Origin of the sequence: Streptomyces sp. BE20, from assembly GCF_036322525.1 — a bacterium.
In the GTDB taxonomy this organism is placed as follows: domain Bacteria; phylum Actinomycetota; class Actinomycetes; order Streptomycetales; family Streptomycetaceae; genus Kitasatospora.
The window spans coordinates 1-18258 of the sequence record NZ_JAQYWW010000252.1 but is presented as its reverse complement, the minus strand read 5'-3'; the positions used below and the strand labels follow the sequence as shown (position 1 = coordinate 18258).

Sequence of the window (18258 nt, the reverse complement as noted above, 5' to 3'; positions counted from 1 at the left end):
CAGAACACCGGCACTGGCCGCAGCCCACGCGGAACCCAGCCGAGGCAGTCGCCATCGCGCCCCACCACAAGACCGCCCCGGTCAACCCACCGATCAAGGTGACCCGCCCCCGGGACTCTTAAGTCACTGGTATTGCCACTAGCCCTGTACTTCGCACTTGGGGTTTAGGTCTCCAGCCAGCGGGGTCGGGTTTCGTCGATGCCGAGGAGTTCGAGCAGGTGTGCTTGGACTCCTCGGCTGATCAGGATGACGGGTGGGCTGGTGGTGGTGCCGGGTCGGATCTTCAGGCCGGCGAGGTGGTAGAAGATCATGCGGCCGGTGGGGCGGACGGCGCGGTTGTCCGGATAGAGGCCGCGCATGGTCTGTTCGGGGCCGAGGGCTCGGCGGACCTGGCGTTCGATCAGGCAGAACACCAGCAGGGCCAGGCAGATCACGGTGATCAGGGCCGCGATGCGCCGGTTGTGCTGCAGGAAGATCGGGGCGACCGCGAGGGGGCCCTTGAAATCGCTGTACCGGCGCTCGACCACGGCCTGGCCCTTGTAGCGCAGGAACACCTGCTCGGGGGTGGCCTGGTCGGGGGTGAGGTTGGTCAGCAGCGCGTACCAGCCGTCGACGGCGGCCTCGGCCGCCAGGACATCCTGGTCGAAGTGCCAGGTCAGAGTTGGGCGGCCGTCGGATCGGTGTCGATGGCGGTCCGCAGGCAGGAAGCGACCCGGTGGGTCTTGGTGATCACGCCGATCCGGGCGGCGACCTTCTGGGCGGTGTTGTAGAAGCGGCCGCCGCAGCCGCGTTGGAGCTTGTCCAGGTCCTCGGCGGCCCGGCGTAGGCGCTTGTCGCGGGCCGCGCGCTGGCCGGCCGCGTTGCCGGTGGAGTGGACCAGGATCCGCCGCAGGGCGATCACGGGATCGCGCTTGCGGGGCCCGGCCAGGACGTGGGTGTCCTCCAGAACCCGGTAAACACCGCGCTCGCCGGGCTCTTTGCCCGTGTCCCGGTCGGCCGTGTAGTGGACCACCTGCGCGGATTCCGGGTCCAGAGCGGCGTAGAGGTGGTCGGGGATCTTGGCAGCGGGGGCCGGGGCGACGAACCGCACCCCGGCCTCGACCAGGGCCGTGATGTTCGGGTAGGACACCAGTTTCGAGTCCGCGACCAGGAGGAAGTCGCGCCGGGCGGCCATCTTCCGCAGGGCGGTCATGGCGCCGACGACCTGGGCGACCTCGCCGGCCCCACCGTCGTAGACGCGGTGGAACACCGGCACGCCGCCGTCACCGGTGACCGCCAGCCCGGCCTGGACCTGCTTCAGGTCCACCCGCCGGTCTTTCGGGTGCCCGTATCTGACCTGCGGGAAACCGTCCCCCTGGGCCTCGTAGGCGCCGTGCAGGGACATGCTGGTCATGTCCCAGTGCAGCCGCGAGACGTCGATCCCGAACTCGGCGATCGCCCGTGCGCCCGCGCTGCCGACGATCTCCTCCAGGCGCGGGGCGATGGCGTCCAGCGCGCGGGCGAGGTGGTCGTCGCCCAGGAGTTCGGGCTCGATCCCGAAGACCTCGTCCACCGCCCACTCGGCGGCCCAGTCGCCCACCCGCACCAGCGGCGCGGGCGCGGACAGCCGGTTGGCCACCAGCATCTCGATGACCTGCCCGTGTGTCACATGCGCGACATCGCGCACCGGGCACAGCTCGTCGACGATCTCGGCCACGTCCAGCCGGCGCAGAAACTCGGCAGAGGCGGGCAGAGCGCCCAGACGCCTCTCCACCACGGGCGCGATCTCCACAGCGAAGCGTGGACGACGCACCCGGGACCGCGGCGAACGAGATATCGACGACACACCTCATCCAACGACCCGCACACCATCAAGGTACCGGCCACATCACCAGTTCATCCGAACCACGCATGTGCGGAGGACGGGACTAGCCGAACACCACCAGGCGTACGCCGACCTCTATCCCAACCACCCCCCCCCGCAACCCGCCGAGACGGGCACCAGTTGACCACCACCTGGCCGGGTACTTCACCCGGTTCTGCAAGCACGACGCGGGTGCTCGGCCTTCTGAGGTCACTCCTCTTCGGGCCGCAGGGACGGGTCGGCGCCGACCGTGGCGGACCGGCCGAGCGGGTTCGTGGCGAGGCGCTGCAGGTCCGCGTCCCTCCATCCCCGAAGAGCGGCCACGGTGGTGAGGTTCATCGCGGTCGGCGTCCACTGCTCGGGCAGGTCCGGCCACAAGCGGGCGACCGCGTCGCGGGCGGCTCGGTAGGCGTCCGTAATGACCTCCTCGTCCTCGTCTGCCTCGGCCCAGGGACGGCGGGCGCGGACCGCGACGAACGCCTCGACCGGGTACCAACCCGGCGGGGCCTCGTCGGGGCGTGCCGGGCGCTGCGGGCGGAGCACGACAACATCAGCCCAGGCCGGATACTCCTCGCCGGTGGCGTTCCGGGTGAGAACCTGGGCCCTGTTGGCAACGACTGCGGCCAGGAGCAGCTCCGGGGCCGCCGAGAAGGTGGGGTCCGGTTCGGCAGGCTGGTGAAGAACAGGTACCCGGGCGTCTGTAGGTTCCAGGTGCTGGGGTCTGCAGCGGCGGATAGGCGGCGGCGGGCCTGCATGTAGGTCTCGCCGGGTCGCTCGGCCATGCGCATCTTGATCTGCTGCTTGCGGGGGTCAGCCATCGTCGGTCGCTTCCTGGCCGCGCGTCCCACGCCCGCGCCGGCCGGGTTCACGGGACGGCGGTGGGCACCGCGGTCGGCATCGCCTTGATCGCTGGCCGGAGGCGTGGGCACGAAGTCCGGCGTGGATGACGGGCAGCCGCGGAGCTACCCCTGTCGCAGACGATACCGGCCGGGGCTGACCACAGTGGGCGAACACACTGATTCATCCGATACTTCTTCGACGAGCGAGTCGTCAGCCGTAGGATGACGGCCCTCGGGTGGCTGCCTGAAGGCACGGTAGGTGTCGGCTGGTGAGCATCAGCGAACAGTACTTCGGCTACGGAACGCTCCCGCACAGGCCGGGTTGTTCGGCCACCGGCTGGGAGGTCCGCTACCGAGCGATCGAACAGGAGCGCCCCGTCCACCGATGCAGCGAGCCCAAGTGCGAGGACCACCAGCTGTACTACACGGAGTTCTCGGCACACACGGGCCTCGGCAAGCTCGAGGCCAGCAATCACTCCGCCGAGCGCGCGGGCGATGGATGCGGGGTGGCACGGAGCGGGGCTTCCACCTCGAACGCGCTCTGGAGTCTGCGGACTCGTCGGCGCCAGCGGCCTTGGTCGCCGAAAGGCCGGCGTTCAGTCATCGGGACACGGCCCCACTTCGGTGGGACCGTTTCGGTTGTCCGGCCCGGGTGCTTCGTCGAGGAGTGCAGGGTCGGCCCGGGCCGGCGGGTCACCGGGAAGAGTGGATTGCCCAGGTTTTTCGGCGGCCGGGCGGTAGGGGCCGGTAGGGTCGCGCCGCGCGGGCCTGCTCCGCCCGCGCTGGCAAGGGGAGGGTGCGGTGCCGGATTCGCCGGTCAGCAAAGTCGTTGACGCCGTGTCGGCGGACGCCGGTCCGCCCGCGCTGACCACGGACCTGGTGCGGGAGTTGGCGGGGTGCGCCGCCGTGTTCGTTGCCGCGGATCCACCGCGCGCCGGCACGGTGGTGTTCTGGCGGCCCGGCGGCGGCGGCGTGCCCGGGGCGAGCGGGACGGTGACGGTGGTGCGCCCGCACGGTGCCCAGGTACGCCGCCGGGAGGCGCCCGCAGCGGTGCTGCCCCTCGGGCAGGCGCTGGACGTCCTCCTCGAGGCGCGCCGATCGCCCGGCGGTGATCCGGCGGCGGTGTTCTGGGGTGCCGCGGTGGTGATGGCGCTGCAGTTGCTCGCGCGGGGCCGGCTGCTGCCCGGGGTCAGCCTGGCGGGCTTCGACGCGTGGCGGATCGGCCCCTACGAGCACGAGGACCTGGTGGCGGTGCGGGAGCTGGCGGCGGCGATGCCGCCGAACGCGCGGGCGGTGCCGCTTGCGGATCGTCCTGGTGTTGAGTTGCCGCGGGCCGAGCCGTTGGTGCGGGCGTTCGCGGACGCGGTTGCCGATGTGCTGGCCCGTACGCCGGGCGGTCCGGTCGCCGCCGGCGGGCCGCTCTGGACGGCGGCCCGGCCGCAGCCGGTGCCCGAGGAGGAACGGCGGTGGGCCGCCGACGTGGCGGTGGGCCTGGACGCGGGGGTGCGGGTGTCGTTGCGGTTCGAGCTGCCGGACACGGGGGCGGCCGACTGGGATGGTGCGTTTCCCGGGAACGACGGGTGCGCGGGCGGATGCCGGGTGGTGGTGCAGTTGCACCAGCTTGCCGAGGGTGTGGTCGCCGATGCCGGTGACGTCTGGTCGGGCCGCTCGGCGGCCGCCGCGTCGTTCGGCCCGCAGGCCCGGACGCAGGCGCTGCTGGGACTGCGCCGGGCTGCGCGGGCGTGGGCACCGGTGGGACGGCTGCTGGAGGGGGCCGCCCCGGTCGGGCTGGACCTGTCGGAGGAGGAGGTCTCGGATCTGCTGGGCGGGGCGTCGGCCGCGCTGGCCGCGGCGGGCGTGCAGGTGCACTGGCCCAGGGAGCTGGCGAAGCGGCTGCTGGCCCGCGGGGTCGTCGGATCGGCGGAGAAGACCGTCTCGGACCTGCCGTCGATGCTGTCCGCGCAGGTGCTGTTGTCGTTTCGCTGGCACATCACCCTGGGAGACCGGGAGCTGGATGCGGCCGAACTCGACCGGCTCGCTGAGGCGACCCGTCCTCTGGTGCGTCTGCGGGACCAGTGGGTGCTGATCGACCCGGCCGTCCTCGCCCGGGCCCGCGACCGGCTATTTGTCCCGCTCACCCCGGTGGAGGCGCTGGGCAGTGTGCTGGCCGGTAGCACCGACATCGGCGGCGAGGCGGTGGAGGTGACTGCGGTCGGCTGGCTGGCGGAGCTGAAGGAACGTCTGGCCGACCCGGAAGCCGCTGCACGCCGCCGACCAGTCGCGCCGCCGGCCGCGCTGAACGCGACCCTGCGCGGCTACCAGGTGGCCGGCCTGACCTGGCTGGACCAGATGACGTCGCTGGGGCTGGGCGGCTGCCTTGCCGACGACATGGGACTGGGCAAGACGTTGCAGATCATCGCCCTGCACCTGCACCGCGCGCGCAGCGAGCCGACGCTTGTGGTGTGCCCCACGTCGCTGCTCTCGAACTGGCAGCGCGAGATCGAGCGGTTCGCACCCGGGACGCCGGTGCTGCGCTTCCACGGCGCGCGGGGAACGCTGGCCGGAGCGGGGCCCGGTTTCGTCCTGACCACCTACGCCACCATGCGGCTGCGGGCCGCCGAGCTCGCCGAGTGCGCCTTCGGGCTCGTCGTCGCCGACGAGGCGCAGCACGTGAAGAACGCGTCGTCGTCCACGGCGAAGGCCCTGCGGACGCTGAGGGCTCCCGCGCGGATCGCGCTGACCGGCACTCCGATGGAGAACCAGCTTGCGGACCTGTGGGCGCTGCTGGACTTCACCACGCCCGGGCTGCTGGGGACGCTGAAGGAGTTCCGGGACCGGTACGCGCGCGGCGCGGAGAGCGGGAAGGACCCCGAGGCGGCGCGCCGTCTGGGAGCGCTGATCGCCCCGTTCCTGCTGCGCCGGCGCAAGTCGGATCCCGGGATCGCCCCGGAGCTGGGTGCCAAGACGGTGACCGACCACGCGGTGGCGCTGTCGAGGGAGCAGGTGGCGCTGTACGAGGCGGTGGTGCGCGAGACGATGGCCGCGATCCGGGCCAGTGACGGGATCGCGCGGCGCGGCCTGGTCCTGAAGCTCCTTGGCGCTCTCAAGCAGATCTGCAACCACCCCGCCCAGTTCCTCGGCGAGGCCGGGCCGGGCACGAGGCCGGGCCGGTCGGGAAAGCTGGACCTCCTCGACGAGCTCCTGGACACGATCCTCGAGGAGGAGCGCTCCGTGCTGGTGTTCACCCAGTACGTGGAAATGGGGCGCCTCATCGAGAGCCACCTGGCCGGCCGGGGGGTGCCGCAGCGGTTCCTGTACGGTGGCGTCCCCGTGAAGCGACGCGACCGGATGGTGGAGGACTTCCAGGCCGGCCGGGCCCCGGTGTTCCTGCTGTCGCTGAAGGCGGCCGGCTCCGGCCTGAACCTCACCCGCGCCTCCCACGTGATCCACTTCGACCGGTGGTGGAACCCGGCCGTGGAGGAGCAGGCTAGCGACCGTGCCTACCGCATCGGCCAGACTCAGAACGTCCAGGTGCACCGGTTCGTCGCGGAGGGCACGGTCGAGGACCGGATCGCCGAACTCCTCGCGTCCAAGCAGGCGCTGGCCGACGCCGTCCTTGGCTCGGGCGGGGAGAAGGCGTTCACCGAACTCAGCGACACCGAACTCGCCGACTTCGTCCGCCTCAGGAGGATCCCCCGATGAAGTCCTCACCGGCCCGCCGTGACGGCGACCGCCGCCTCGTCTTCCCGCCCCTTCCCACTGCCCGGCTCGGTCGCTCCTTCGCCGACACCTGGTGGGGCAACGCGTGGGTGCAGGCCCTGGAAGGGCCGAGCCGCTCCGCCACGGGACGGCTCGCCCGAGGGCGCACCTACGCCCGTGCGGGCAACGTCGCAGAGATCGTCATCTCCCCCGGCGTCGCCAGCGCCCGCGTCCAGGGCAGCCGACCCACCCCCTACCGCACCACGATGGCCGTCCCGCAGCTCACCCCGATGGCCTGGGACGCACTGCTGGACGTGGTCGCCGGCCGAGCCGGACACATCGCCGCTCTGCTGGAACACGACATGCCCCCCGCCCTGGCAGACGACGCCGCCCGGGCGGGCGCGCGCCTGCTGCCGACACCTCACGAGCTCACCCCCACTTGCTCGTGCCCGGACTGGGGCAACCCCTGCAAGCACGCCGCGGCGCTGTACTACCAGGTCGCCCGGCTCCTCGACCACGACCCGTTCGTCCTGCTCCTCCTGCGCGGCCGCGGCCGGAGCGAACTCATGACCGAACTCCACCACCGCAACGCCGGCCCCAGCCCCGCAACCTCCGGCTACCCGCCTCCGGCTGGCGTGCCCGCCCGAGACGTCTTCGCCGCCGCCCGCGCAGGCCTGCCGCCCCTGCCCGCGCCCACCGGCCCGGTCGACCAGGTCGGCCGGGTCCCCGGGCTGCGCCACGCCGCAGACCCGGCCCCCGGCCTCGACCCGGCCGCCCTGGAGTTCCTGGCCGCCGACACCGCCACCCGCGCGGCCCGCCTCCTGCGCCAGGCCCTGCGGCCGGACGGCGAATCGGCCCCGCCCGTCACGTCGGTGAACCTCCCCGTCACCGACGACCTGATCCGCCTCGCCGCGGCGGACGAAGTCTTCACACGGCTCGTCTTCGGCGCCCACCGCACCCCGCTCTCGCTCACCCGCGCGGCCCGCGCCTGGCAGTACGGCGGCCCCGCCGCCCTCGCCGTCCTCGACGACTCCTGGCCCACCGACCCGAACCGCCTCAACCCGGTCCGCGAGAGCCTGCGAGCAGCATCAGACGGCGAGGACACACCCCGGATCAGCGTGACAGACAACTGGATCGGCTTCCCGGACCACGACGCCCAGTTGCGCCTGGGCACCTGCGGGCGCCTGTGGTACCCCTACCGGCGTGAGAGCGGCACCTGGTGGCCGGCCGGGCCCCCGCACCACGACCCCGTGACGGTCAGGGACGCACTCCTCGGCCGACCCACCACCACTCACGCCCGGCAGGAGGGCGAATCCCGGCGGTGACGGGGCGGGCGCGGCTAGGGTTGCTCCATGAATTCGGGGGCGGGCCGTGCCGGTTGAGGCGTCGACGCAATCGACCGGAGGTGTCGGCAACAGCATGGAGGTGCGCCTCGGCGCGCTGCTGGCCTCGCACGTCCTCGCGCGGGCGCCGTTCGCCGAGCTCGGATTGGCGATCACGCCGACCGAGCTGACGTTCCAGCCTCGGCCGGGGCGCAGCCCGGTGGACGACTTCCTCCTGGTCGGGAAGGCCGAGGACGGCGGCGTCCACGGTGTCTCGATCGGCGCCCGTCGCTATCCCGATCTGGTGCCCGGCCACGACGAGACGGTGAAGCTGCTGAGCACGTTCGCCAGGATGGGCGTGGAGCGCTGGGAGGAGATCCGCGCAAGGCGGTGGCGTCTGTGCCTGGCCACCGGTAGACAGATGCCGGCCTTGGAGGAGGTGGTGAAGCTGACGCTCGCCGCGCAGGCAGCGCGCGACGACGCGGACTTCCGTGAGGACCCACGGCGTACGAGCGCCAAAGACCGCCAGCGGCTCGTCCAGCTGGACCGTCTGGTCGACAGGGCGCGCGCCCTCGGCCTCCTCGAGAGCGAGCTGGCGACGAGCGAGATCACCTGGCGGATGCTGTTCGGCCTGCACGTGCGGTTCCTGCGCGTCCAGCGCGGCGAGGACCAGGACAACGCCGAGGCCATCCGCCTGCTGACCCCGTGACCCGCCTTGGGACGGTGGCCGCCGCCCACCAGGTGTGGCGCGCGCTGGTCACGGAGTGCACCGAGTGGGGGCCGGCCGGCGCCGTCGTCGACCGGGAGCGCATCCGCACGCACCTGCCCGGCAGTCTCGCCCCCGACCGCGACGGCCCGCAGAACGGGGGAATCGCTGCGGCACCGGCCCCGGGGGCGCCGCTGGAGTGCGTCGACCCGGTCGGATTCCTGGGGATCCGTCCGGCGATCACCGCCGCGGGCGCGCACGGCCCCCTGCCGGCCTACGTCCGTCGAGGGCACGACGACCGCCTGGCCGGCCTCGTCGCCCGGGTGCGGGAGCGGCAGAGGCCTGAACTGATGTGCCTGGTGGGCGACTCCTCAACGGCAAGAGCCGGGCGCTGTGGGAAGCGGTCAAGGATCTGCCCGCCCCGTGGCGGGTCGAGTCGATCAACTCCCGGCTGCGGAAGGCCACCCGCAACCGCGGTCACTTCCCATCCGAACAGGCCGCGTTGAAGGTGCTCTACCTCGCCGTCCGGGAGCTGATCGCTCCCCGGGCACGCGACGTCAACCGCGTCGCCGCGCACTGGAAGGAGGCGCTGAACCAGTTCTCGCTGTTCTTCGAGGACCGACTCAGCATCCGATGACCACAGCAGGTGAGTTACACGAGATCGCTGACACGCCCAGCGGTGGGGCGTGGGCGCAGTCGCGCGCTCTGGGCGGGGTGTGGCGGAGTTCAGTTCCCGAGGCCGGCGGCGAAGACCAGCGAGGCGGCCAGGCCCAGGTGTGTGACGGTCAGCAGCGTCCAGTCCAGGGGGTTCATCCGCGAACGGTCTCGGGACATGAGCTGCCATGCGTAGAGCGTGCAGCCGACGGCGAGTATCAGAAGGGGCGTCCAGACCCAGGCCCGCCAGGACCAGGCCGGGCCGGAAGCGAGCACGGCGTTCAGCGCGCCGGTGAGCGCCGCGGCGGGAAACCATTCGGGCTTGGGGCGCTTGGAGGTGTTGGCCGGCGCAGGTGTCAGGGCGTTCATGGTGCGGTCCTATCGGGACGTGGGCAGGGGGCCCCTGGGGGGACGGGCCGCGGCCTGTCCCCCCAGGTCAACCGAAGCTGGTTGGCTTGTCAGTGGAACAGTTGCCAGATGGTGTAGAGGTTGCCGCCGACGTTGGCGGCGGTCAGCGGGGCCTTCCAGTACCAGGCCAGGCCGTTGTACCAGTCCACGAAGGCGCCGTACGTTCCGCCGACGGCTTTGATGAAGCCCGGCACCTTCTTGAGGAGGTTGATGATCCCGTCGAACTTGCCCGCGAGCGCGGTTGTGCCGGATGCGATCTGCTGGAGCTCGGCCCGCTCGGCGGCGCTGTACACGACGGGCGAGTTCAGCAGGGCGGTGGCCGGCGATTGCACCGCCTGTTGTTGACCCGGGGTCACCGTGATGGCGGGGGTGGCGGTGCTCGCCTGGGCGACACTGCCTCCGAACGTCAGGGTCAGGGCCGCGAGGGCGGCGACACCACCGATGCGTAGTCTGTTGCGGTTCACGCACTCTTCCTTTGCGTCATGCAGAGGGAGTGGAGTTCAGGTGCCGCTCGTGGAGCCGTCGGCTTGGACACTTTCGGCCCCGAACCGGACCTGGCTCCGCCCCGTGCAAGTGGCCTCGTCGGCAGATGCGGGCGGGTTGATCAGGACCGGCCGCAACTTCTACCGACCTTAACGGGCCGTTCAACCGGACTTCAACGAAGTCGCACAGGTAGCCTGGAGATTCCAGCCAGGCCCCCAGGTCGGCGGGCTGATGCCGTGCCGCGTCATCGAGTGCTTTGACCGTTACGTTTCCCGCAAGGCGGCACACCGGAGCCCGAGTCGCATGACCTGCACTTGTACATGTCAGGCGTCGTGTCTTGTCCATAATCGTTCGATCATGTTGGACGGAGGGAGCGTCGGCTTTCACCTGACCCGACATGCCCCCGCCCAGCCCGGCCCGGCTCACCCGCTGACCTCGGCGCACGGACCCCGGGGTATCACCGGCGAAGTCCCCACAGTGCGGAGCGGTGCGACGGGGCCCGTGATGGACACGCCCGACCACACCACGGGTGCCGGTCTCGGTGGACAAGGCGGCGCCGCCGGCCATCTGCCACCGCCCCGGTCCGTGACGTCCAGAAGGGCGCCGTCCAGTGGCCGACGATCAGCTCCCGGTGGGTCGGTGCCCGCAGCCCTGGTGGCAGCGGGCGCCAGGATGGAAGCCCACGCCTCTCACCGGACTTCTCACGACCGACGGCCGGCGGTCATGATCCGACAACGGGTGTTCTAGCCGGTCCGGTAACCGGGGTTACGAACCCGTGTGCCACGGTCCTGCTCGCCCGCGACAGTGCCGGCCAGGACGGCTGGAGCCTGGCGCTGCGGCATCCCAGCAGGCGCGTCGCCCGGCTCCCGGCATTGATCGGCATGCCGTCGTCGGAGTAGCCGCCCCGGCTCCCGACGCCCCGCTCGGTGAGGTCGTCACCGGGCCGCAGCGGCGGGGCGGGGCGTCCCGCGGAGACGCTGGGTGCCGCCGGGTCGCGGTGTGTCGCGGCGCGGCGGGGGGTCCGAGCGGTCGGCAGCGGTCAGGCTGGCACCATGCCCGCACCCCGCTCCCGCCGTCGCTCCCGCCTTCGCGCCATCGCTCTCGCCGCAGGACGGGTCGGGGCCGACGCTCCTTGGCAGCCCCCCGAAACCGTTCCGGGGCCCCGCCCGGCGGCGGGGCCCGCTGGGAGGCGGGCGGGCGCGCAGGGCGCCCCGTGCTGCACGCAGACCCGCACGCGCGGCACCTGGGCCGACGGCGATGTCTACGTCCTGACGGTGCATGAGGCGCGCTGCCCCGTCTGGTCGGCCCGTTGACCGCGTCGCCTCCGGCTGTGCCGGCGGGCGGACTCTGCGGCACAGCCGAGCCGCCGGCGCACCGGAGACTGCGGCGGGCGGGCTCACGGCCGCCGTGCCAGCCTGGCGGTGTCCCACCGCCCCTGCGACGGCCCGGCCGGGGTGGGCGACCGGGGCCCCTTCGCCGCTGCCCTGTGCCGGGCCCTGTGCCCGGGGCCGCCCGCGGCACACGAACCGCTCGAACGACACCGAGGACCCTCCATGATCACTCTCACAGGCATGACCGTCGCGCTGCTCGTCGCCCCCGAAGGGGTCGAGCAGGTCGAGCTGACCGGGCCGCGCCAGGCCGTCCTCGAAGCCGGCGGCGCCGCGGCCCTGCTGTCCACCCGTGAAGGCAGGATCCAGGCGTTCAACCACCTCGACCGCGCCGACACCTTCGCCGTCGACGCCGTTGTCGCCGAGGCAGACCCGGACGACTACCAGGCCCTGATCCTTCCGGGAGGAGTGGCGAATCCCGACGCCCTGCGCCTGGACCCCGCGGCCGTCGACTTCGTACGGTCGTTCTTCCACCGGGGAAAACCGGTCGCGGCCATCTGCCACGCGCCCTGGACCCTCATCGAGGCCGACGTGGTGCGCGGGCGCAGCCTGACGTCCTGGCCCAGCCTGCGTACCGATTTGGTCAACGCGGGGGCGCGGTGGGCCGACGAGGAGGTGCTCATTTGCCGGGACGGCCCGAGCACCTTGGTGACCAGTCGCGGGCCGGATGACCTTCCCGCGTTCAATGATTCCCTGGTCACGGTCTTCGCCGCTTCCTGACCGTTCCCTCCTCGGGGGCGTCGCGCCTGTGCCCCGCCGGGTCCCGTTTCCCGGGGTGTCCGGGCGGAGCGGAAGGTTGGCCGCCCGGACGGGTGGCCGGTGGGTGGCCCCGTGCGGGCGGGCTGCGGAGGCACCCGGCGGCCGTGGAGCGCGATGGGGGCGGGCGTCCCACGGGTCCGTGCCAGTGCCGGGGTCGTTCTTCGGATGACGGCGGCACGGCTCGGCGCCGCCTCCGGCCGGGTCTTCCGTCCGGCCCCCTCCGATCGGTGGGGCGGTACCCGGATGGGTGGCGGCTGTTGCCGGTTCGACCTGTCTGGGGCGCAATCGGTAGGGGCCGGGCATACCGGCCGGCGGTCGGGGCAGGCGTTTGTCCGACCGCGAAGCGATTCGAAGGCGAGTTGAGCGATGAGCAAGGTCCAGGAGCAGATCGACGTGAACGTGCCGATCGCCACCGCGTACAACCAGTGGACGCAGTTCGAGGAGCTCCCGCAGTTCATGGACGGCGTCGAGGAGATCACCCAGATCGACGAGCGGCACAACCACTGGAAGACGAAGATCGGCGGGGTGTCGCGGGAGGTCGACACGGAGATCGTTGACCAGGTCCCCGATGACCATGTCGCCTGGCGTACCACCAGCGGTGACGTGAAGCAGACCGGTATGGTCCGCTTCGAGCCGATCGACGCCACCCATACCCGGGTGATGATGGAGATGGATTTCCAGCCCGGCGGTATGGCCGAGAAGGCCGCCGACATGATGGGCGTGCTCGACCGGCAGGTGAAGGGCGACCTCAAGCGGTTCAAGCACTTCATCGAGAAGCGCGGCACCGCCACCGGCGGCTACCGCGAGAACCTCTGATGTGAGGTCCTGCGGCGCCCCGCGCCGCTGGCGCCCCTGCCGTCACGGCGCGGGGGCGCCGACCTGTGTGACGGCCCGTGCACGGGAAGGCGGCGGCACTCGGCAGAGCCGGTACCCGCACGGTCCGCGGGGGAGTACTTCCCGCCGGGTGGCGTGCCCGCTCGCGTGACCTCGCCCGGCGGTCCCTCCTTCGGCGTGGGGCCCTCCGGCGCCGGGAGCCCGTGGACTTCGCGCGGGGAGTCGTGCTGGTGGTGGGAATCCCCAGCCGCCGAACCTTCCCCGACCCTCCCGGCTTGGGAATCATCTTCTCCCGCACCGGAAGCGGCCGGAACACGCCCGTCTTGAGACGGCCGCGCAGGTCGCCCAGGAACCCGGGAACACCGAGCGCCTCCTCGACGTCGGCGGCGGTCAGGCCGTCGACGCCGGGAGTGCCGGCTCCCCGGTTGCCCGCGACCCGGTCGAACGCCACGATCAGCGTCGCGGGGTCGTGCACGAGGTTGAACAGATCATCGAACCGACGACCGCAATCGGCCGCCGCCCAACGGTGAAGCTTGGCCTGCATCTCCGATACCCGCTGACGCGGTCCCACCGGGACCGACTCCTGCAGAGCACCGCCGTTCGGCGGCGCGTCTTCCGGCATTGCAGCATCCTTCCCTTCTCGATACCGCTGCCGCCCTTCCCCATGTGCCGGGCTCTCCCCGGCTCGGAGTACTACGGCGGCTCCGCCCCACCCGGCCCGTTCAGCCGTCGATGTGCCTATCCCGCCCGGCGGACTGGCTGTCCGTTGACGGGAGTTGTGACCAGATGGTTCCCGTGTTCACTGCGATTCGTTCGACGGAGTAGGAGCCCGACTGTGTCCCTGCGGCATCGCCACGAGTACGCCGTAGACCTTCCTCGTGGCCTCCCGGACGGCTTCGAAATACCGGCCAAGGAGTTCCCCACCACCATCCGGCGGCGAGTGCGCACCGCTTCCGGCCCAGATCCGCCAGGTTCGAGCCGGTGTAATCGTTAAGAGACGTAAAGACGCCGGTTCCTCGCGTACTCCTCTCCATCCCGCTTGCCGAACCCGCACCATCTGGCAGTACTGGCACGTCCCGGCTTTGTCAGGGCCGCTCCCGCCCTCCCCGGCATCACCCGGATCAGGCTGCCCTCAGCTCCACCTCCCTGCTACGACAGGTCGGCGGCGAAGGTCTCTCACCTCCACACGAACCACAGCGCCTCACGGCGCAACTCGAAGACGATCCAGCCCCCACACGCCGCCCCGATGCTTTTACCCGCGGCCACACCTCCTTCTTCCACAGCTCCACCGCATGCTCGTCACGCTCGAGGGCCCTGCGGGCGGGTGCCTGCCAGGACCAGCCGTGCCGTTTCAGCAGCCGCCACACCGTCGGGACCGAAAGACTGAGCTGCAGCCGGCGCTGGATCACGCTCCGCACCCGGGCCGGCGTCCACCGCTCATCCGCGAAACCATGCGCGGTCGGCCCCTTGCCGAGTTCCTCCTCGAGCACGGCGAACTGGGCGTCGGTGACGGTCGGGGAGTTGGCCGGCCCAGCTGAACGCAGTGCCTCCATCCCGCCCTCACGCCAGGCACGACGCCAGCGTTCCACCGACCGCACGCTCACCCGCAGATCCTTTGCGATCACCGTGGTCTTCTCACCCACCGCGAACCGCATCCCGGCCTGGAACCGGATCCCCTCACGAAACGCCCGACGCTCAGCGGTCAGGCCCCCACCCTCCGGATACCTCACACCAACGGCATACCGCAGGGATCACGGACCGTCACTACCCGACGACAACCCGAAATGCTCAGCAGTCGGGAGCTTCCGAACGCTTCAGATCACGCGGGCTGTCGAAGAGCGGTGCAAACCATGTGAAAATGGCCCACAGAAATCAACATCAAACGCCCACTGAGATCTCCATCGAACCCGGGGCCATTCACCTGCTGGACGAGCAGTTGGCCGGCGGGAGGTGGGATCCCGTGGTGGGTGTCCGCCTTGCCTGATTCCCAGGGCGGACACCCCACATTCGGGTCAGTTCTGGGAGGCGTAGACCGAGACCTCGGCGAGCGACAGGTAGTTGGTGCCCGGGAGTTGGACGCGGACGTATCGGGCTTGGGTATCGACCGGCAGGGTCAGCTCGGCGGGCGGGGTGCCCGCGATGTCGTACCGCCACACGGTGGGATCGGCGCGAAGATCGGCGTAGCTACGCCCGGTCATATCGGATGCCGAGACGAACACCGAGGCGTTGTTGCTGCGGTCGCGGTAGCCATCGGTGCGCGAGTTGATCTTGATGTTGTTGATCGGGGTGACACCACCGAGGTCGGTCTGCCACCAGGCGTTGGCGTCCGAGTTGGTGTGGGTGACGGAGCCGGAGAAGAACCGGCCGTTGGTGTTGCCGTCCACGGCTAGGGCCGCGGAAGCGCCGCCCCAGGTGGAGGACTGGGTGGCCGGCCGTCCCAATGCCACGTTGATCCCCTGGCTACTGGCGACGAGGTGTTGGAGGAGGTCCAGGGCCTGGCTGAAGGTCAGGCCCTGGACAGGGCTTTTGGGAGGGTGCGCTGTTCGGTGAGGAACAGGTGGGCGGCGCTGACGAGGGTGACGTGGCGGTGCCAGCCGATGTAGGAGCGGCCTTCGAAGTGGTCCAGCCCGAGGCGGGTCTTCAGCTCGCGGTAGTCGTGTTCGATCCGCCAGCGTGACTTCGCCAATCGGACGAGATCCTTGGCGGGGATGTCGGCCGGCAGGTTCGAGATCCAGTACTTGACCGGCTCCGTCTCGCCCTCGGGCCACTGCGCGATCAGCCAGCTGAGGGGAATCGTGCCGTCGTCGGCTGGCTTGGGGCGCCGTCCGGCGAGCCGGACGCGCAGGAGGACGAAGTGCGCGCTCATCGCGGCTTTGGAGCCCTTGCGCCAGGTCACGCCGCGTCCGGCCCGGCGTCCGGCGGCCAGCACGTGCTCGCGCAAGGAGACCGGGCGGGTTCGGTAGCGCGCGAGTGGCCGCGGCCCCAGGCCGCCGTAGGGCGGCCGGTGCGGTTCGGCGTCCTCCCGGTGGGCGGTCATCTCGCCCTTCGCCTGCAACACGTAGGCCAGACGGCGGTCCTCCAGACCGTGACGGAAGTCGGCGTTCGCCCCGTAGGCGGTGTCCGCGACCAGCACGGCGGGCCGCAGCCCGGTGGCGGCGAGTTCGTCGAGCATCGCCAGGGCCAGCTGCCACTTCGGCCGGTGGCGCTCGTCCTCGGGGATCCGGCAGGCCGCCCGCCGCCCGGCCGCCTCGGGCCCGTCCCAGGACTCGGGCAGGAACAGACGCCACGACAACGGGCAGGAGGCGGTGTCGGAGAGCGCGTGGACACTGACGCCGATCTGGCAGTTGCCGACCTTGCCCAGGGTGCCCGAGTACTGCCGGGCGACCCCGGGCGAGGCCTTGCCGTCCTTGGGGAAACCGGTGTCGTCCACGGCCCACACCTCGGGCCGCACCGCCCGCACCGCGCGCCGCGCCAGCCGGGCCCGCACGTCCTCGACCGGCCAGGTCGAGGACGTCATGAACTGCTGCAACCGCTGATGGTCGACCCCCAGGCGGTCGGCCATCGGCTGCATCGACTTGCGCCGGCCCTCCAGCAGCAGCCCCCGCAGGTACAGGCCGCCCTTGGCCCGCTGATCACGCCGGGCCAAGGGCGCGAACACCTCAGCCGCGAACTCCTCCAACCGACCCCGCCACAACGCAAGCTCCCCAGCCCTCATACCAACAGAGAACTACCGACCACACGATGCGACAAGCCTCCTAACAAAGCACTACTAGTGCTGGATTCCTCTTTGGATGGGTATATGTGCTGGTGGAGGGACGGTTCGGTCGGTCAGGGGTGGGTGGTTCGGGGTGGTGCTGCGGGCGCGGCAGAGCCGTGATTCGGGCGAGGAAGCTATGGTTCGCCGATTGGCGAGGGCGCGGAAGGCACCGGCGGATCTGGTACAGCGGGCTCGGATGGTCGAGCTGAGCTGGGTGGGGTCGAGGGTGCCCGCGATCGCATCCGAGCTGGCGTGCAGTCAGAAGACCGTGCGGCGCTGGCTGCACCGCTTCAACCGGGACGGCACGGAGGGCCTGGAGGATCTGGGCGGGCAGGGCCGCAAGTGTCGGATCACCGAGGCCGAGCGCTCGCGGGTCATCGCCCTGGTCAAGCAGCCCCCGCCGGGCCGCCTCACGGTCCAGGTGGGTGGCGATCTGGAAGCGGAGGACCCGGCGGGGCCGCCGGAGTGGACCCTGGACGCACTGGCCGAGCAGGCACGAGCCGCCGGCATCGAGATCGGGCGCTCGCAGGTCCGCAGGATCCTGCTGGCCGAGGGAGTTCGGTGGCGTCGCACCAGGTCCTGGATCCGCTCCAAGGACCCGGACTTCGAGGGAAAAGGACGCGGGTCGTCGGCCTGTACACCTGCCCGCCCGCCGACGCGACGGTCGTCTGCGTCGACGAACTGGGGCCGGTGATCCCGCGCACCTTCCCGCCGGCGCCGGGCTGGTCGCCGGACGGACACCGCATCAAGAACGAGCTGGACTACGGCCGCGGACCGGAGAAGACCTGGGTCTACGGCGGCCTGCGCGTCAGCGACGGACAACAGGTCACCATGACCGCCTCCTCCCGCAACAGCGTCTTCTACCAACAGTTCCTACAAGTACTCGAGGACGCCAACCCCACCGGCGAGATCGTTGTCGTCACCGACAACCTGTCCTCCCACAACAGCCTGTCCACCCGCACCTGGCTCGAGGACCATCCCCGGATACGACATGTCTTCATCCCCGTCGGCGCCTGCTGGCTCAACCTCCAGGAAGGCTGGTGGCGCATCTTCCGCAAGGCCGCCCTCGCCGGCCGGTCCTTCGCCGGCCCCGACGAGATCGACCAGGCCACCCGCCTCGCAACCACCCAGCTCAACGCACGTGCCAAGCCCTGGATCTGGGGCAGACCGCCCCCACCAACCCGCCAATGCCGACGGCGATTTGTGTACCGCCTTTGAGGAATCCAGCACTAGGCCCTGTACATGCTCTGAACCTGGCGTCTGGGCCTGACACAAGAGATCGTCGCTCCTCTTCGCGATCGCTTGGCTCGACAGCATGGAGCAGCTGCGTTGTCGGTCTGGTTGACCTCCGTCATTCCGGTGCCGTCGGCGGGAGGCGGGCCGGTGCGGTGTTGCCCCGGCCGGGAGGATGGCTGATGGGGGTGTTCAGGTGTCTCTGATCTCGCCGTGGGCGGTCTCGCGGCCGGTGAGGACGGCGAGTGCGGTGACGGCGCAGCCGGCGATGACGTAGAGGACGACGGGGGTGATGGAGTGGCTGCCGGCGACGAGGGCGGTGGCGATGAAGGG

At 71.2% G+C, this 18258-nt stretch carries 14 protein-coding genes and 2 pseudogenes; 8 read left to right on the top strand and 8 right to left on the bottom strand.

What is annotated here, in order from left to right:
- Nucleotides 1-164: 164 nt before the first annotated feature.
- The 3 genes from PUR61_RS01450 to PUR61_RS01440 form a co-directional block, all read right to left on the bottom strand.
- Nucleotides 165-554: a hypothetical protein gene (locus PUR61_RS01450; protein ID WP_329874783.1), complete on the bottom strand. Its 390-nt coding sequence runs from the start codon at nt 552-554 to the stop codon at nt 165-167.
- 101 nt (nt 555-655) lie between these two features.
- Nucleotides 656-1756 (bottom strand): IS1634 family transposase, encoded by a 1101-nt coding sequence (locus PUR61_RS01445; protein WP_329874781.1) that lies wholly within the window; start codon nt 1754-1756, stop codon nt 656-658.
- Between the two features lie 297 nt (nt 1757-2053).
- Complete coding sequence (locus PUR61_RS01440) at nt 2054-2386, bottom strand: hypothetical protein (RefSeq protein ID WP_329874779.1); 333 nt, start codon at nt 2384-2386, stop codon at nt 2054-2056.
- 1097 nt (nt 2387-3483) lie between these two features.
- Here PUR61_RS01440 and PUR61_RS01435 point away from each other — a divergent pair.
- The 4 genes and pseudogenes from PUR61_RS01435 to PUR61_RS01420 all read left to right on the top strand — a co-directional run.
- On the top strand, nt 3484-6384 hold the full coding sequence (locus PUR61_RS01435) for a DEAD/DEAH box helicase (RefSeq protein ID WP_443035100.1): 2901 nt from the start codon (nt 3484-3486) through the stop codon (nt 6382-6384).
- Nucleotides 6381-7706 carry an SWIM zinc finger family protein gene (locus tag PUR61_RS01430; RefSeq protein WP_329874777.1) on the top strand — a complete coding sequence of 442 codons (1326 nt, stop codon included), beginning with the start codon at nt 6381-6383 and terminating at the stop codon, nt 7704-7706. The genes PUR61_RS01435 and PUR61_RS01430 overlap by 4 nt, the downstream gene beginning before the upstream one ends.
- Nucleotides 7707-7800: 94 nt before the next feature.
- Nucleotides 7801-8412, top strand: coding sequence for a hypothetical protein (locus tag PUR61_RS01425; protein ID WP_329874775.1), 612 nt, complete (start codon nt 7801-7803; stop codon nt 8410-8412).
- Nucleotides 8413-8839: 427 nt separating this feature from the next.
- Nucleotides 8840-9046, top strand: a pseudogene (locus tag PUR61_RS01420) (transposase); the annotation flags it as partial.
- 89 nt (nt 9047-9135) lie between these two features.
- Here the strand turns inward: PUR61_RS01420 and PUR61_RS01415 are convergent.
- On the bottom strand, nt 9136-9432 hold the full coding sequence (locus PUR61_RS01415; protein WP_329874771.1) for a hypothetical protein: 297 nt from the start codon (nt 9430-9432) through the stop codon (nt 9136-9138).
- Between the two features lie 89 nt (nt 9433-9521).
- The gene (locus PUR61_RS01410) at nt 9522-9935 is read right to left on the bottom strand and encodes a hypothetical protein (protein WP_329874769.1); all 414 of its coding nucleotides are present in this window, start codon (nt 9933-9935) and stop codon (nt 9522-9524) included.
- 1590 nt (nt 9936-11525) lie between these two features.
- Here PUR61_RS01410 and PUR61_RS01405 point away from each other — a divergent pair.
- Together PUR61_RS01405 and PUR61_RS01400 are read left to right on the top strand one after the other, a co-directional pair.
- Nucleotides 11526-12062 carry a type 1 glutamine amidotransferase domain-containing protein gene (locus PUR61_RS01405; RefSeq protein ID WP_329874767.1) on the top strand — a complete coding sequence of 179 codons (537 nt, stop codon included), beginning with the start codon at nt 11526-11528 and terminating at the stop codon, nt 12060-12062.
- A 405-nt stretch (nt 12063-12467) separates the two neighbouring features.
- On the top strand, nt 12468-12917 hold the full coding sequence (locus tag PUR61_RS01400; protein ID WP_329874765.1) for an SRPBCC family protein: 450 nt from the start codon (nt 12468-12470) through the stop codon (nt 12915-12917).
- Nucleotides 12918-14155: 1238 nt separating this feature from the next.
- On the opposite strand, the pseudogene PUR61_RS01395 reads toward PUR61_RS01400, so the two are convergent.
- From PUR61_RS01395 to PUR61_RS01385, 3 genes and pseudogenes are all read right to left on the bottom strand, one after another.
- Nucleotides 14156-14665: pseudogene (locus PUR61_RS01395) on the bottom strand (winged helix-turn-helix domain-containing protein); the annotation flags it as partial.
- Nucleotides 14666-14947: 282 nt separating this feature from the next.
- Nucleotides 14948-15382, bottom strand: a complete 435-nt coding sequence (locus PUR61_RS01390; RefSeq protein WP_329874761.1) for a discoidin domain-containing protein — start codon at nt 15380-15382, stop codon at nt 14948-14950.
- Nucleotides 15383-15441: 59 nt separating this feature from the next.
- Nucleotides 15442-16650: an IS701 family transposase gene (locus PUR61_RS01385; RefSeq protein ID WP_329874759.1), complete on the bottom strand. Its 1209-nt coding sequence runs from the start codon at nt 16648-16650 to the stop codon at nt 15442-15444.
- 76 nt (nt 16651-16726) lie between these two features.
- Between PUR61_RS01385 and PUR61_RS01380 the strand changes: the two genes are divergently transcribed.
- Together PUR61_RS01380 and PUR61_RS01375 are read left to right on the top strand one after the other, a co-directional pair.
- Complete coding sequence (locus tag PUR61_RS01380; RefSeq protein ID WP_329874757.1) at nt 16727-17386, top strand: helix-turn-helix domain-containing protein; 660 nt, start codon at nt 16727-16729, stop codon at nt 17384-17386.
- Nucleotides 17326-17910, top strand: coding sequence for an IS630 family transposase (locus tag PUR61_RS01375; RefSeq protein ID WP_329874803.1), 585 nt, complete (start codon nt 17326-17328; stop codon nt 17908-17910). The genes PUR61_RS01380 and PUR61_RS01375 overlap by 61 nt, the downstream gene beginning before the upstream one ends.
- The last annotated feature ends 348 nt before the right edge of the window (nt 17911-18258 follow it).